This is a genomic window from Microbacterium sp., from assembly GCF_047607225.1.
Lineage (GTDB): Bacteria > Actinomycetota > Actinomycetes > Actinomycetales > Microbacteriaceae > Microbacterium.
The window spans coordinates 15145-28182 of record NZ_JASGDO010000046.1; the positions used below are offsets into that span (position 1 = coordinate 15145).

At 68.5% G+C, this 13038-nt stretch carries 12 protein-coding genes; 5 read left to right on the forward strand and 7 right to left on the reverse strand.

The genetic code is table 11. The features are described from left to right. The first annotated feature begins 257 nt into the window (after window positions 1–257). On the forward strand, window positions 258–1055 hold the full coding sequence (locus QM591_RS09530; RefSeq protein WP_415131934.1) for a hypothetical protein: 798 nt from the start codon (window positions 258–260) through the stop codon (window positions 1053–1055). Here the strand turns inward: QM591_RS09530 and QM591_RS09535 are convergent. Together QM591_RS09535 and QM591_RS09540 are read right to left on the reverse strand one after the other, a co-directional pair. Further along, window positions 1052–1579 (reverse strand): phospholipase A2, encoded by a 528-nt coding sequence (locus tag QM591_RS09535; RefSeq protein WP_415131936.1) that lies wholly within the window; start codon window positions 1577–1579, stop codon window positions 1052–1054. The two genes, QM591_RS09530 and QM591_RS09535, sit on opposite strands and share 4 nt — an antisense overlap. 157 nt (window positions 1580–1736) lie before the next feature. Continuing rightward, on the reverse strand, window positions 1737–2996 hold the full coding sequence (locus QM591_RS09540; RefSeq protein WP_415131938.1) for an FAD-binding protein: 1260 nt from the start codon (window positions 2994–2996) through the stop codon (window positions 1737–1739). Between the two features lie 256 nt (window positions 2997–3252). On the opposite strand from QM591_RS09540, the gene QM591_RS09545 reads away from it, so the two are divergent. Continuing rightward, window positions 3253–3885 (forward strand): hypothetical protein, encoded by a 633-nt coding sequence (locus QM591_RS09545; protein WP_415131940.1) that lies wholly within the window; start codon window positions 3253–3255, stop codon window positions 3883–3885. A gap of 26 nt (window positions 3886–3911) precedes the next feature. Next, window positions 3912–4565, forward strand: coding sequence for a hypothetical protein (locus tag QM591_RS09550; protein WP_415131942.1), 654 nt, complete (start codon window positions 3912–3914; stop codon window positions 4563–4565). A gap of 56 nt (window positions 4566–4621) precedes the next feature. On the opposite strand, the gene QM591_RS09555 is transcribed toward QM591_RS09550, so the two are convergent. Then, window positions 4622–8284, reverse strand: a complete 3663-nt coding sequence (locus tag QM591_RS09555) for a proline dehydrogenase family protein (protein WP_415131944.1) — start codon at window positions 8282–8284, stop codon at window positions 4622–4624. 90 nt (window positions 8285–8374) lie between these two features. Between QM591_RS09555 and QM591_RS09560 the strand changes: the two genes are divergently transcribed. Then, window positions 8375–9247: a LysR family transcriptional regulator gene (locus QM591_RS09560; RefSeq protein WP_415131946.1), complete on the forward strand. Its 873-nt coding sequence runs from the start codon at window positions 8375–8377 to the stop codon at window positions 9245–9247. A 57-nt stretch (window positions 9248–9304) separates the two neighbouring features. On the opposite strand, the gene QM591_RS09565 is transcribed toward QM591_RS09560, so the two are convergent. Then, window positions 9305–9496 carry a hypothetical protein gene (locus QM591_RS09565; RefSeq protein WP_415131948.1) on the reverse strand — a complete coding sequence of 64 codons (192 nt, stop codon included), beginning with the start codon at window positions 9494–9496 and terminating at the stop codon, window positions 9305–9307. Between the two features lie 457 nt (window positions 9497–9953). On the opposite strand from QM591_RS09565, the gene QM591_RS09570 reads away from it, so the two are divergent. Then, window positions 9954–10121 (forward strand): hypothetical protein, encoded by a 168-nt coding sequence (locus QM591_RS09570; RefSeq protein ID WP_415131950.1) that lies wholly within the window; start codon window positions 9954–9956, stop codon window positions 10119–10121. A 319-nt stretch (window positions 10122–10440) separates the two neighbouring features. Here the strand turns inward: QM591_RS09570 and QM591_RS09575 are convergent, their stop codons facing one another. The 3 genes from QM591_RS09575 to QM591_RS09585 form a co-directional block, all read right to left on the reverse strand. Continuing rightward, a complete protein-coding gene (locus QM591_RS09575; protein WP_415131952.1) occupies window positions 10441–11238 on the reverse strand; it encodes a hypothetical protein in 798 nt (265 codons plus the stop codon). A 152-nt stretch (window positions 11239–11390) separates the two neighbouring features. Beyond that, window positions 11391–11912, reverse strand: a complete 522-nt coding sequence (locus tag QM591_RS09580) for a hypothetical protein (protein WP_415131954.1) — start codon at window positions 11910–11912, stop codon at window positions 11391–11393. A 558-nt stretch (window positions 11913–12470) separates the two neighbouring features. Further along, window positions 12471–13031 (reverse strand): thioesterase family protein, encoded by a 561-nt coding sequence (locus tag QM591_RS09585; RefSeq protein WP_415131956.1) that lies wholly within the window; start codon window positions 13029–13031, stop codon window positions 12471–12473. Between the last annotated feature and the right edge of the window lie 7 nt (window positions 13032–13038).

The window sequence follows — 13038 nt, forward strand, 5'->3', positions numbered from 1 at the left end:
GGTGCGCCTCGCGCGATACTCCGTCGAGCCTCCCGCGGAGCTCTGGGGCCGAGCGATCCCGACCCCAGAGCGACACTCCCCCCGGAATGTCGCGGACGGTCCTCGGCTCTGCCGAGCTGGAACGGACCTCCGCGTGGCGCTCCCCAGAGGCGCCGTAGCTATCGTGACCCCGTGGCCGTCGCGGCGCCAGAAAGATAAGTTGTTTCTCCATACAGGGTCGTCGTGCCGCACTCGACCCGCCCCCTCGAGGAGCCCCGATGCCCCGTCGTACCGCTGAACAGACCCGAGCGCTGTTGCTCAAGGTCGGACTGTCGATGCTCCTGGAACGGGGAGCCAGCGCGGGCGTGCACCACATCAAGTTGCAGGAGGTGCTGCGTCGCACCGGTCTGACGACCGGCGCCGCATACCGCATCTGGTCCGACCAGACCGACTACCAGCGCGACCTCGCCGTCGCGATGGTGAGGCTGCGCTTCTCGCCTCCCGCGCGGGCCGCCGAAGGGGCGATCCAGGAGTTGACCGACGGCCCCGTCACGATGGACGACGTCATCCGCGTCGCGGCGCAGTCCCATGTTCCCGTGCGATCTCCCGAGGATGCGGCCTCACCCGATTCCCGCGCGTTCCTCATCGCGCTGTGCCTGCGCGCGGGAGCGGACACCTGGCCGGAACTGCGCGAGGCGGCGCAGGAGCGCCACGCCGAGTCGATCGAGGAGTTCACGCGCTTCTACGGCGACCTGATGGATCGCTTCGGCTACCGGATGCGCACGCCGTACACGATCGCCGATTTCGCCGAGGCGATGGCGGCGCTCGGTGAGGGCTTCTCGCTGCGGAGCGTCGAAGGTCTCGCGCATCCGCAGCTCACGATCGCCGACTCCGACGAAGGACCCACCGGAGTCTGGACGCTCTTCGGGATCGCGGTGCGCGGTCTCGTCAACGAGTTCATGGTCCGCGCGTCCGAGACCTCGTCGGTCTCCGCCGCGTCGACGGCACCCGCGCACGAGGACGCCCCGCCCGGCGAGAGACCGGACGGGGCGGACGCTTCCTCAACGTCGCGTTAGGAGATCGCGGTCTTGGCGCGCACGACCGCGTAGTACGAGAGCGCGATCGAGCGGCACTGGTACCGCAGCGGGTTGAACTTGCCCAAAGTCTTGTTGCACTCCGAGAGCATGTAGCCGCGGAACGAGGAGTCACAGCTGCTGCGCTTGACCTTCTTCGCCTCGATACACATGTCGTGGCGGGCGCACGGACCCTTGAAGTTGGCGTTGTACCACCCGTCCGGCGACTTGGTGCAGAAGTCGTGCAGCGTCTTGTTCTTCTTGGCGTTGGGGTTGTAGCAGTAGCCCGAGGGCACCGTGACGTGCTTGCTGCTGGGCCGCGTGAACGCCTTGCATCCCGAGGCCGCCTTGACCACGGGGCCCGCCGTGATCGCGGCGGCGATGCTCGCGGGGGCGGTGAGTGCCTCGGTCGTCTGAGGGGCCGCCGTCGCCGGCGAGGCCGCCAGCAGGCTCGCGCCCAGCACCACCGATGCCACGAGGGCGGCCGCGCGGGCCAGCGCCGGTCGCGGCGTCCTGAACTTCTTCATCTCCGGTCTCCGTCCCCCGGCTCCCCGTGAGCCGGACATGTCCATGCTCACGCGGCACCTCCGCGGAAACGAAGCAAGATAATCGATTTCCGCTCACGCGGGGCGTTCAGAAGGGTGGGGCGTTCAGAAGCCGGGGACGTTCAAAAGACGGGGGCGTTCAGAAACCGACACGCTCCGTCCACGCGTTGGCGAAGCGACGATCGGGATCGCGCCGCGCACGGAGGGCCTGCGCATCCGCCCATCGGGGATAGCGCGCCGAGACCGCGACGCCGTCGAGGGTGAACAGCTTCCCCCAGTGCGGGCGGGCCGTCTGCGGCAGTGCCTCCTCCAGCTGCGGCAGGAACGCACGGACGGCGGCCTCATCGGGGCGCCAGGTGAAGTGGAGGGCCACCGCCTCCCCACCGGAGGCCATGCTCAGCCACAGGTCGTCGGCGGCGACCGTCCGCACCTCACACACGAGCAGGAGCGCGGCGATGTCTGGCGCGAGCTCTCGCAGCGCGGTGATCGCGGCAACCAGGTCGCCGCGCGGCACGAGGTACTCGCTCTGCAGTTCGTCGCCGGCCGACGGAGTGAACGCGAGACGGAAGTGAGGCAGCCGGTCGTACCAGGGGCCGCGGAGCCCCTGTTGCGGCGTGCAGGGCTGCGGGTCGATGCCCGGGAGCGGATGCCGCGGCCCGTCGGCGGGGCGACCCCCGAGGTCGGCGAGGTCCACGGCGCCGGTGAGATCCACGGCGGCGGCACGCGTCTTCATCCACACCTGGTCGATCGCGTCCGCCGAGCGCCACGTCGTGAACAGGCTCACACTCTCGGCACGGGCCTGGAGGTCGTCGAAGGCGGCGAGCACGTCATCCCACCCCACGCCTTCGAAGACGGTCTGGGCGACCTCGTACGTCGGCTCGACGTCGAGTTCGAGGGCCGTGACGATGCCGAGAGCGCCGAGGCCTACGACCGACCCCGCGAAGTCGTCGTCGCCGCGGGCCGCGCGGACGGCCTCGCCGCGGCCGTCGACGAGCTCGATCGCCGCGACCTGCGTCGCGAGCGACCCGATGCGGGCGCCCGATCCGTGCGTGCCGGTCGCCACGGCCCCCGCGATGGAGATGTGCGGGAGGGAGGCGAGGTTCGCGAGGGCATATCCGCGGTCGTCGAGCCACGGCGCGAGGTCGCCGTACCGGACCCCGCCCGACACCCTCACGACACCGCGTTCCTCGTCGAGCTCGGGCTCTGCCCGGAGCTCCATCAACGAGATCAACACGCCGTCGGTGTCGGCGATGTCGGAGAACGAGTGACGGCTTCCGAGAGCACGCACGCGATGAGAGGACACCACCGCGTCGGCGAGTTCGTCGCGCGTCCGCGGGGCGATGAGCCGCTGCGCCCGGTAGGAGAGGTTGCCCGCCCAGTTCCGTCCGACCTCGCTCATCGGTGCCCCTTCGCTCCGGATCCCCGCCGACCGGACGGATCCTCTGTCGAGGGTATCCGCGCCCGCGACCGGCGCGGCGCACTCGCGGGGTAGTCGTCGCTAGATGACCTCGGCGAACGTCGGATCGGGATTCCCGAAGCGGTGCGCTGTGATGGTGACGGACTGCTCGTGCAGGAAGGGGAGCAGCTCGGACCAGCCGTATCAAATTCATTGACGGGGGGGATAATTCGCTGCATTGTGTACACAACAGAGAAGGATGGACGAGATGCCCCGCAGAAAGACGAGTTGGCGGATACTGGTCTCGACGTTGGTTGTGGGCACGCTGCTGGCGACGCTTCACACGACGCCAGCAACAGCCGCGACCTTCAATGGGGAACGACTCGACTTCACGAAAAAGATGTCTCCTGGTACAAACATCGGCTACAAGATCTTCCCAGGCAACGAGTACACCTCTTCAATACCTGCGGCCATCAACTCCCTGATGTACCCTCCAGGTTCGATGTCCAATCCGATGGTGCTGTGGCAGACCACCGTGACGGCCAACTCCCAGATGGACTTCTATCAGTACTCCAAGTCAGCATCCGACATCGTCGCCTACGTGGAAGTCTTCCGCAAAGACGACAACGGGGGCGGGTACTACTCAATGGGAGCGCCGGCAATGGACGCATTCAACTGGCGCTATGCAGAGGTCTGGCTCAACGATGCTCGGATGGATGAACTGAGTACGACTAAGCGGAGAGTCACCATCCTCCACGAGATGCTCCACGGCTACGGCCTTCGAGATCTCAAGCTGGCGGTCAACAAGGCGAGCATCATGTATGCCTATACCTCTGGTACAGCCACGGCCATGACCGCGGAGACGAACACCGTCCTGGTTACGAAGTACTGACAAGGAGCGTCATGAGACACCACTGGATGGCAGGCGCCGCCGTTGTGGCATTACTGCTCACCGGCTGCGCCACCCCCACCGTTCCCGGCGCGCGGCCCGCTGACGCAACCACCCGCGCGACACCCAAACCCACACCGGGACAAACTGACATTCGCGTGATCGAAATGGTCTCCGCGTCGTATGCGTACGATGTGTCCGATGTGAAGGAAGTCGCGTCGCACTCGGCCTCGGTCGTGGTGGCGACGGTCGAGCGGATTGGCGATCGCGCCGAGTTCCCATCGAACGACGGCAGCTTCCCCGAAACGGAGGTCATCATCCGGGTAGACGAGAAGCTGAAGGGGGAAGCCCCGCCCGCCGGTGTCATCATCGTCCAGGGCGGCGTCGTCACGGAGCAAGAGGCGTTCGAGGCCATGCCTCTGGAGCGAGCCCAGAAGAGCGGACTGGCGGATCGGTCGGTCAAGGAGCGCGAATCGAGCCTGGTGCGCTTCGTGACCGCGGCGCCCGCTGATCTCGCCGTCGGCGAGACATACCTGATGATGCTGAAGACAGATCCGGAGCGAGGCGTCTACGCGCTCGGCGCGGACGGCTACGCCGTCTTCCGGCAGGACGGCTCCACGTTCACGAACATGATCACACGCCAGAAGCTCACGACCGAGGATCTTCGCGACCTGCTCGGGTGATCTCGATGCTCATCGTCCGCGCATCCCCTCATCAGTGTCGACGGAAGAGCCTCCGGCTAGATGACCTCGGCGAACGTCGGATCGGGATTCCCGAAGCGGTGCGCTGTGATGGTGACGGACTGCTCGTGCAGGAAGGGGAGCAGCTCGAGGCGGCCCGCCGTGGTCACCTCGTTGTCGTAGACGGCGATGTCGGGGTCGCCCTCAACCGCGACGGCCAGCGCGGAGTTTGCTTCGGCCATCGCCTCGCGCGAGCCGATGAGCCGCACCCGTCGAACGTCACCGGCACGCAGGCGCGCCGTCCATTGCGCCTCGCTCTCCACGAAGACCGGGATGTCGAGGTCGCCCAGCGCACCCCGAACCGCGGCGGGGAGCCCCACGGGAGCACTGAGGGTGATCTCCGATCCCGCACGCACCCCCGCCACGACCACCCGCAGCACCGCTTGCCACGCCGCGTCGGCGGTGGCTCGGAGCGAGACGGGCACCGGTCGGTACCGGAAGAGGTTGCGCTCCACCCCGAGCCCGGAGACGTCCTTGACGCGACCGAACTCTCGGTCCCACGCGACGGCGTCCGAGAGCGCGCCGCGGCGGAGCCACTCGAACGCGTCGTAGTCGAGGGTCGGCTGGGCGGCCTCGATGACGCCCGTGATGCGGGGGTCCAAGCCCCGCAAGTGCAGCGTCGAGGACTGCGCCGCGCCCGCCGACGCGCGCCAGGAACCGAGCCCGATCAGGTAGTTGGGACCGCCCGCCTTCGTCCCCGCCCCCACCGACGAGCGCTTCCAGCCGCCGAAGGGCTGGCGCTGCACGATCGCCCCGGTGATTCCGCGGTTGACGTAGAGGTTCCCCGCCTCCACCTCCTCCAGCCACCGCGCGAGGTCCACCGGGTTCTGTGTGTAGAGGCCTGCCGTCAGGCCGTACGCGACCGCGTTCTGGAGCTCGATCGCCTCCGCCAGCGACGAGGCGTGCATGATCCCGAGGACGGGTCCGAAGAACTCCTCGAGGTGGAACCGGGCGCCGGCGCGGACGCCGGTACGCACGCCGGGCGTCCACAGTCGCCCCTCGTAGGGAGCCGCGGCCGCGACCGGTGAGGGCTCCACGAGCCACTTCTCCCCGTCGTCGAGCGTCGTCAGCGCCCACTCCAACTTGCCGTGCGGCACTTCGACGACAGGCCCCACCTCGCTGAGCGGGTCGGAGGGAGCGCCCACACGCAGCGACTGAACGGCATCGACGAGTTGACGAGAGAAGCGTTCGGAGCGGGCGACGGGGCCGACGAGGATCGCGAGAGAGGCGGCGGAGCACTTCTGCCCGGCGTGCCCGAACGCGCTCTTGACGAGGTCGGAGACGGCGAGGTCGAGGTCGGCGGAGGGCATGACGATCATCGCGTTCTTGCCGCTGGTCTCGGCCAGCAGCGGCAGGTCGGGGCGCCACGAGCGGAACAGCTCCGCCGTCTCCCACGCACCCGTGAGGATCACGCGGTCGACCGCCGGGTGAGAGACGAGCCGCCGCCCCACCTCGCCCTCCTCGAGCGCGATGAGTGCCAGGACCTCGCGGGAGACACCGGCGTCGTCGAGCGCCTGCCACAGTGCCTCCGCGATCACCGCGCCACAGCGCGAGGCCTGCGGGGCGGGCTTGAACACGACGCCCGACCCCGCGGCGAGCGCAGCCAAGACGCCGCCGGCGGGGATCGCGAGGGGGAAGTTCCAGGGCGGTGTCACCACCGTGACGCGTGCCGGCTGGAACACCGCTCCGCTCACGCGGTCGAGCTCGAGGGAGGTCGCGGCGTAATACCGGGCGAAGTCGACCGCTTCGCTGACCTCGACGTCGGCCTCGGCGAACACCTTGCCGGTCTCCGACGCGGCGACCTCGATCAGCTCGCCCCGGCGGGATTCGAGGAGGTCGGCGGCGCGGCGGAGCACGGCCGCCCGCTCACGCGCGGCCAGGGCTCCCCACGCCTGCGCCGCCGTGTTCACGCGATCGATCACGACGTCGACCTCGTCGGTCGTCTCCACGCGAGCCGCCGCGAGGGTGTCCGTCCCGGCCGTCGACGTCTCGATCCGGGCGACGATCTCCCGCGCCCACTCGCGCACGGCGGGAAGCGCCGGATCGGAGTCCGCCGCGTTGCGGAAGCCGGGAGCGCCCTCGTGCACGGCCGCGCTCTGGCGGGGCTCGAACACCGCGGTGCCGGCGAACTCGTCGGCGCCGTCGGCGATCGACAGCACGGCCTGCGTGAGCGCGGGCTCCTCGACCTCTGGAGTCCGGGTGGTCTCCGGCGCGGTGTCGGCCGGCGGGGCGGCCTCGGACTCGCCGCGCACCTGGCGGCGGGCGGGACCCACCGGGAGAGCAGGATCGGCGGCCCGCTCGACCGAGCGCACGAAGCGATCCCGTTCGCGCGCGAACAGAGCGGGGTCGGTCGCCAGCTCGAACGCGGCGGAGAGGAAGTTGTCGCTCGAGGCGTTCTCCTCCAGGCGCCGCACGAGATAGCTGATCGCGACGTCGAACTCGTCCGGCCGCACCACGGGGACGTAGAGGAGGACGTGCCCGACCTCGCGAGCGACGGCCTCCACCTGACCCTGGGCCATTCCGAGCAGCATCTCGAACTCGATGTCATCGCGCACGCCGCGCTCCCCCGCCAGGAGCCACGCGTAGGCGATGTCGAAGAGGTTGTGACCGGCCACGCCCAGACGCACCGGACCGGTGTTCTCCGGCTGCAGGGCCTCGTCGAGGCAGCGCACGTAGCTGGCGTCGGAGTCGAGCTTGGAGGTGTGCGTGGCGACCTCCCAGCCGTGCATGATCGCATCGACCCGTTCCATCGCGAGATTCGCGCCCTTGACGAGCCGGACCTTGATGCGGGCCCCGCCCGCGGCGACGCGTTCGCGGGCCCACGCGGTGAGCTCCTGCAGCGCGGGGAGGGCATCGGGCAGGTAGGCCTGCAGCACGATGCCGGCTTCGAGCCCGTGCAGCCGGGAGTCGGCGAGCAGCCGTGTGAACACCGCGATCGTCAGATCGAGATCGCGATACTCCTCCATGTCCAGATTGAGGAAGGTGCCGCGCTCGGCGGCCGTGAGATACAGGGGGAGGAGGCGTTGCACGACCGCGCTCACCGTCTCCTCGAAGGCCCACATCGAGATGTGGCTCGCGATGGCGGACACCTTCACCGACACGTAGTCGACGTCGTCACGGCGCACGAGTTCGTGGATGCCGTCGAGACGGCGGCGCGCCTCACCCTCGCCGAGGACCGCTTCACCGAGCAGATTGAGATTGAGCCGGGCGCCCGACTCACGGATCTTCGCGATGGCCGGGCCGAGCTTCTCGGGGCGGGCGTCGACGACGAGGTGACCGACCATCTCCCGCAGGGCCCGCCGGGCGAGGGGAACGGTCGGCGCGGGGAGCACAGGAGCCACCGCTCCCCCGAGGCGCACGGCACCACGCAGGTACCACGGCAGGAAGTCCGGGACGAGCGGCGCGACGCGGCTGAGGTTCGCGGCGGCGGCAGTGAGGCTCTCGGGCCGCATCACCCCGTCGACGAACCCGATCGTGAAAGGCAGGCCGTTGTCGTCCTTCAGGACGCCGGCAAGACGCTCCGCCGCGGGATCCACGGCGGCGTCGGCCGACTCGGTCACCCAGCGCTGTGCGAGCGCGATCGAGCGCTCGACGAGATCGTTTGCCACGTCGTTCGTCGTCTCCGTTGTGTCCGCCACGATCCCCGTCTCTCCTCGCTCCATTTGTCCAGGGTGAGGCATACCCATGATTCAGGAAAAGCGATGATCTGCGATCATTATCAGTCAGGTTCATCGACTGATGGGGGAGGCCGCGTGTTCGAGCTCAGACGGCTCCGGCTCCTGCACGAGCTCGCCCTGCGGGGCACGCTCGCGGCCGTGGCAGAGGCGCTCTCCTACAGTCCGTCGACGATCTCGCAGCAGCTCGCCCAGCTCGAACGCGACGCGGGAGTCCGCCTCCTCGCGCCCGACGGGAGGCGGGTGCGACTCACCGAGCACGGCGCGGCCCTCGCCGCCCACGCCGCTCGGGCCCTCGCGCTGGACGAGCAGATCCGCGCCGAGCTCGAGTCGCTGCGGCCGGGACTCGCGCCGGTGCGCATCGCGGTGCTGCAGTCCGCCGCCCGAACCCTCGTGCCGAACGCGCTCACCCTGCTCGCCGAACGCGCACCCGATCTGCGCGTGGAAGTCGCCGAGACACCGCCCGAAGAAGGCCTGTTCGAGCTCTCCGCGCGCGGCTACGACCTGGTGATCGCCGAGCAGTATCCGGGCCACACGCGCGAACACCGTTCCGGACTCGAACGCGACGTGCTCGGCAGCGACCCCGTACGGATCGCCTCGGCGAGCCCCGTGCGCGATCTCGCCTCCTTGCGCACGCACGCGTGGGTGCTGGAGCCTCGGGGCACGGCGGCGCGGGAGTGGGCGGTGCAGCAGTGCCGCGCCGTCGGGTTCGAACCCGACGTGCGGTTCGAGCTCGCCGACCTCGCCGCCCACGTGCCGCTCATCGCTGCCGGTCATGCCGTGGGTCTTCTCCCCGACCTGCTCTGGGTGGAACAGCCCGCGCTTCGACTCACCGACCTTCCCGGATCGCCCGCCCGCGAGATCTTCACCGCCGTCCGCCGCTCCGATGCCGACCGGCCCAGCATCCGCCTCGTGCGTGAAGCGCTCACCGACGCCTTCGCCGCACGCTGACGTGGTGACTGCGGAAGGCGCGGAGGGGTGCGCGGGCGGGCAGCCACCCGCGCTCTCTCAGCGGCGGGATCTGGTCGCGGTATCGCGCGAGCGGCGGCGCGAGGAGAAGGTCTGCACACCGAACAGGACGGCAGCTCCCACCAGCCCAATCGCGAGACCCCAAGCCGGATGACCTCCGGAGTACACCGACGACACGGTGATGAACGCGCCGAACAGCAGTGCCGCCGCCAACCTGGCTACCGTGCTCATTTCACACCTCCGACGGCGACGTGGACAACGTGTGCATGAGCGGAACCACACCCCCACCACGCCGTTCCACCATTTGAGGGGGAGAGTCCGACCGTATCGGGTGGCATCGCCATGCACGAGTCGGGACTTTAGGGGACAGACGCGCGGGCGCCCGGGGAGTTTATGGTGCCGCTTGTACGTGGATCGGTCCGCCATGCGCGGCGAATCTATGAACGCAGATGCTGCGGTCAGCCGATCCGTGCAGGTGGCGGCGAGGCGGGCATCCACTCATACCGCTGCGGGTCGACGGCGGACTTCATGCGCCGGCGCGACCTGCTCGACGCTTTCATCGAGCGGCTTGTGATCGCCCGACTCACGCGGGCAGATGCTGACGACCTACTCATCGACCGCGAGCGCCCCGATGCGGACGCCCTGAGCGCCACGCTGGCCCGACTGGAGGCCACCAGGGGAGAGCGCGGTGACGACCGCGACGAAGGGCTCATCCAGCGCGCCGAAAACGTCAGGCCCCCGCGCCGTCGATGCCAAGATCGCCGAGGTGCGCGCGAGGCTGAAGAAGGGCGCCGTCGTCGAGCCGCTGTGCGATCTGGTCGGCGCCGACAACGTGGGCGCGGTGTGGGGGCACTGACGCTCGGTCGCAAGCGCACCGTGATCGAGGCACTTGTGACGGTCGTCGTTCAGAGCATCGGTCGGGGTAACCGCCGCAACATGCCCGACGCCGCGATAGTGCTCACGCTGCGCGTGCTCTGGCACGCCTGAGCGTGTGGCCCCTTACTCGGGCCGGAAGCCTTTGACGCGAGTCAGGCCGCGCACCACGCTGTCTCGCGCGCGGAGGTCTTCCTTGGCGCTGTCCACGACACGCCGCATCTCGACGCTGGGGTCGATCCTCTGCAACGTACGGAAGTATCGCTCTTCTTCCGGAGTGAGATTGTGCACCTTAACCACCCCTAGTCGTTCTTCCCTTGCGGTTTGAGAATACTACCTACAGCCGCCGACGTCGCGGCGACCAGCCGTTGAGCCACTGTCGAACTCAGGATGGGTTTGAACGTCACGTCCTCTGCGTAGAGGCGGTCGACTGACAGGACCCCGACCTGCTTGTCATCGCGCGCCGGGTCCCAGACCGGCACCGCAAGCACTTCCGAGTACCGGTGGGCAATCGCATTGAACTCGTCCAGACTGAACCCATTCTTCGTCTCCTTCGACACCCGACGAAAGTCTGCCGCGCCGACGGGACCTTGGTACTTGGCGGCAACCGCCTGCCAGTTCTTTGGCACTGGCCGATGAGAAGTCCAGCATTCGCCGACAGCACCAGTGCGAGCCGTCCATGTGATTCCAGACGGCAAAGGAAAGGCTGACGGACGGAAGCGATGGACCCGCTTGAGCCTGACGCTGCGAGTGCCGTCTTCATGACGCACCGTTCGACGCCATCGTGCGGGCCTGTATACGGAGCCGCCGAGGTCTTCAAAGCGTGCCGTCTGATCGCGGCTTAACTCGATGAGCAGCGTCATCAGGGCGTTATCGTAGAGGCTCTTTCGCTCGGCGAAGCGTTGCTTCACCGCGTCACCGATGATCCCGCCCAGGCTACCGAGTCCGATCATCGAAAGTGAGATGATCCAGATCGTCGGTTGCACTCGAGGGCTCGGTGTGACGAGTTCGTAGTGCACGAGCACTTCAAGCAGGCCGACGAGACCCGCCCAAGTGACCGCGATGACCCGCGCCCATAAGACGATACGCCTCCACCACATGACCCCCGATCATATTGGGACGAATGCACCTCAGCGGGCATTTCCGGGGTGCTGGTCGCGAGCCCGATTCTCTCGCGGCCGATTAGGTCACCGCACTGCCCGGCTGTCGAGCGTCGATACCGCGGATTTGAGGTCGAGGGGCGCATGCGCCGTCAGCGAAGCAGCGGTGACCGGTCGAGATGTCCGCTCGCTACCCAACGAGTAATGCGACCGCGGATCTCGATCTCAATGACGAACGCCACCATCTCTTGCGGCGTGTGCGTGCTCCGCCCCTGGGGCGGAAGCCCCTTCCTGTCGGCGGCGTCGCGCCCCTCTGCGTTCAGGATCGCCGAGTGAAGCCACCCAGGGATTCCCTCGGCGTCGCTGCCCACGCCGGCGGCTGCGGCGTGCAGCGCCTGCATCGCCGGGATCGTCACGCTCTGCGGTAGCCGGTTGAAGGGCGGGACCGTAGTCAGGTAGGCCTCTACAGCACGGGCGAACTCGGCGCGACCCACTCGGGCCCGAGCTTCATCTTCGAGGCGGTTCGCCCTCTTCGTCTGCTCTAGCGCGAGAGCTGCAACGAGCACCGTCGCGACGGCGCCGAGCACGGCGACCCCGATGCCCGTCGCCGAGAGCACGGTGTCGAGCGACCACGCCCAGGTGTCAGGCGAGGCGGTCCGCGACGGCGTCAGCATGCGCCACAGTCTGCCCCCAACCGAGCAGCCACCGAGGCACGGCGCGCAGGGGTGCGCAGGCACCGTCCATTCCTCTACGGGCGCGCGCACACGCGGGGAGACGGGGAGTGTCCGCACACCCTGCATACTTCCCTCGCGCCGTCGGTTCGTCGTGGTTAGCGGCCAGAATCGGTGTCGAGTACGGCTAGAGGGCATCGATCCGACGGCACTAAGAGGTGGAGGTCCCGCTTCGCGTGGTCGGATCGACGCCAGTAGTAGTGGCGCGGATCTGTGTCGGTGGGATGCACCCTTGAGATGTTCGCGCCGAAGTGGTCTCCGCCGCCATGGCTGCCCCCGTTCATCTCGTCTTTTTTGGGGGGAGAGTCCGACCGTATCGGGTGACATCGCCATGCACGAGTCGGGACTTTAGGGGACAGACGCGCGGGCGCCCGGGGGTGTATCGTGCCGCTTCTTCCTGTGGGCCGGCCGCCTTCTCGGCGAATCTGTGAACACAGATGAGGACTCTTGTCACCGATGCCGCGCGCGCTCCATGTACGTGCATCGCTCCGCCATGCGCGGTCAGTCCCACACGCTCGGCGCCGGCGCCTTCGTCGAGGGAAGCGCCGAGCCGGCCGCCCAGTCGGTCACCCAGTCGGGAAGCGGCGGGAGGTCGTCGGGGCGATGGAGGGCCTGGAAGAGCTCGTCGGTGTTCACGACGCCACCACTCCGGCGGAGGAACCGGGCGCGCACGATCATCTCCGCGTAGATCTCACCGTCGACGACGGCGCGATGGATCTGGTACACCGCCTTGTCGTCGTGGCCGTACAACCGGGACTCCACCGTGAAGCGCTGCCACAGTTGCAGCGACTTGCGGAAGCTCACCGTCTCACTCGCCACCACGGCATACCAGCCCTGTGCGTTCATGGCGTCCCAGATGCCGGTGCGGATGAGGAGGTCGAACCGGCCGAGGTCGAACAGCGAGGCATAGCGACCGTTGTTCATGTGGCCGAGGAGATCGATGTCGGTGGGCAGGGTGCGCAGCTTCAGCCGACCGACGGAGGTGGGCGGCATGGCGCCGCGGCGACGCAGCAGCACCTTCGCTCGCCAGATCGTCAGCAGGGTCCGCCACCACACATTCACGAGGCGC